Origin of the sequence: Caballeronia glathei, assembly GCF_000698595.1 — a bacterium.
Taxonomy (GTDB): domain Bacteria; phylum Pseudomonadota; class Gammaproteobacteria; order Burkholderiales; family Burkholderiaceae; genus Caballeronia; species Caballeronia glathei.
Genome location: NZ_JFHC01000213.1, coordinates 1 through 1,670, shown reverse-complemented (window position 1 = coordinate 1,670; position 1,670 = coordinate 1). Strand labels below are relative to the sequence as shown.

Annotated in this window: 1 protein-coding gene; it reads right to left on the bottom strand. The window is 55.7% G+C overall.

Features of this window, described 5'->3' with window-relative positions:
- Positions 1 to 22: 22 nt before the first annotated feature.
- Positions 23 to 925, bottom strand: coding sequence for an MBL fold metallo-hydrolase (locus tag BG61_RS38345; RefSeq protein ID WP_035939309.1), 903 nt, complete (start codon positions 923 to 925; stop codon positions 23 to 25).
- Positions 926 to 1,670: the final 745 nt, after the last annotated feature.

Sequence of the window (1,670 nt, the reverse complement as noted above, 5' to 3'; positions counted from 1 at the left end):
CCTCCACCAAATCCGGGGCGGTTCAGATAGCTTTGAATTGCGGGAAATAGAACATCATCTCCGCTGGTGCTTCAGTACCCGGTGCCATCTGGAAGACGACATCGACGCCATCAATCGTCAGCGTTTCCCCCGTTTTCTTTATGATCTTGCTCGGCTCGAACAACGTTATCGAGCCTGCGGCCGTGGTCAGACCCAAGCCGCCGCCCACATTGCCGCGCGGGTCTTTGGGCAACAAATTGCCGTACATGTACGAAGCCCGCCGACTCATCACATTGCCCGCGAACACGTTTTCGCTGACCGCTTCTTCCATGAAGCCATCCGGCGCGACGACAGGAATTTTTCCTGAGCGAACGTCTTTCTCATCGACGATTCCGCGAATTCCTGCGAAGTGGTCGACGTGGCTGTGCGTAAAAATCACCCCAGTGATCGGCAGCCGTTCAACCTTCTCGCTAATCAGATCGTAGGCAGCCTTCGCCGTTTCCGAGGAGGTAAGCACGTCAACTACAACCCACCCGGTCTTGCCGCGAATGAAAGTGATGTTTGCCAGGTCTATGTTTCGCACCTGGTAAATACCGTCTACCACCTTGAACAGACCATGGTTCGCCAGGATCTGAGATTGGCGCCAGAGGCTCGGATTGACGGTTGGGGGAGTGGTGCTTGTCGACTTCAGAAAATCGTACTGCGACAAGTCGATGACAACGTTGCCTGAGGCACCTTTGATAACAGGACTTGGCAGATCGGCAATGAATCCGCGCCGCGCGTCTTCAAAGTCTTGTTGATCGGAAAAATTCAGGTAGTTGCGGAGCTTGTCATTCGCCTGAATAGTTGCTGGAGTCGCACCTTTGGGTGCCTGAGCCAGAGCAGGGTGTTGAATCGCCGACGACGCCAGGAGGCAGAGTCCGGCAAGCAGTCTTGCAATACGCATGAGTCACCTCCGAGAGATCGTCCCACACACTCTGGCTTCTTCTTCGCTCATGGCAGCGAGCGTTCACCTACCTGTGCCAAGGGCCGCCAGCGAGCGCTGAATGCTCGATTGACCGTGCCTGCCGCCATGAATGGCATGCCCGGTGAGGCGGCCGCACTTCATCTGGTGTTCGCTTGTCACGTCAACAACGCTCCGACGTATGCTCACACCGATACCATTTTATGTCCGACTGCGCAACCTGTCCCCATGCTTTCAATCTTTGCGCGCGCGTTCGTCACTTCCAGCGTGGATGAGTGACCGGTCCAATGGATAAAGTCGTACGTCAGGGTGAAGCGCGTAAATCTGGATCGATAACCGGCTCGGCCTGCGCCGCAGGAGCGCAAGGCAAACTCTTCCGTGAATATCCGCAAGCACAAAGGTTTATAGACAGGGGGTTTCTGGTCGATGCGTGACGATCATGCATATCTGGAGTCGCGCATCACGTTTGCCGACCTGTGGAAAAATTTGGAGACATGCTCAGGCGCCGGCGAAATCCCACCCCATCAACAATATGATCGGCCGGCTCAGGCCCGTACCCTCAGCACAATCGCCACCGGAACCATTCGAATCAACGTGACGCCCAGGTCCGTGCTTGACGAGTGCCTTCACGCCGGTTCTGCTCGCAAGTTCGAATTGATTGATTCGCACATCGGTTCACTCCTGGCTCCCTTGCGGCCTGACTGAAGTTGACCCAGAAAAACGGACA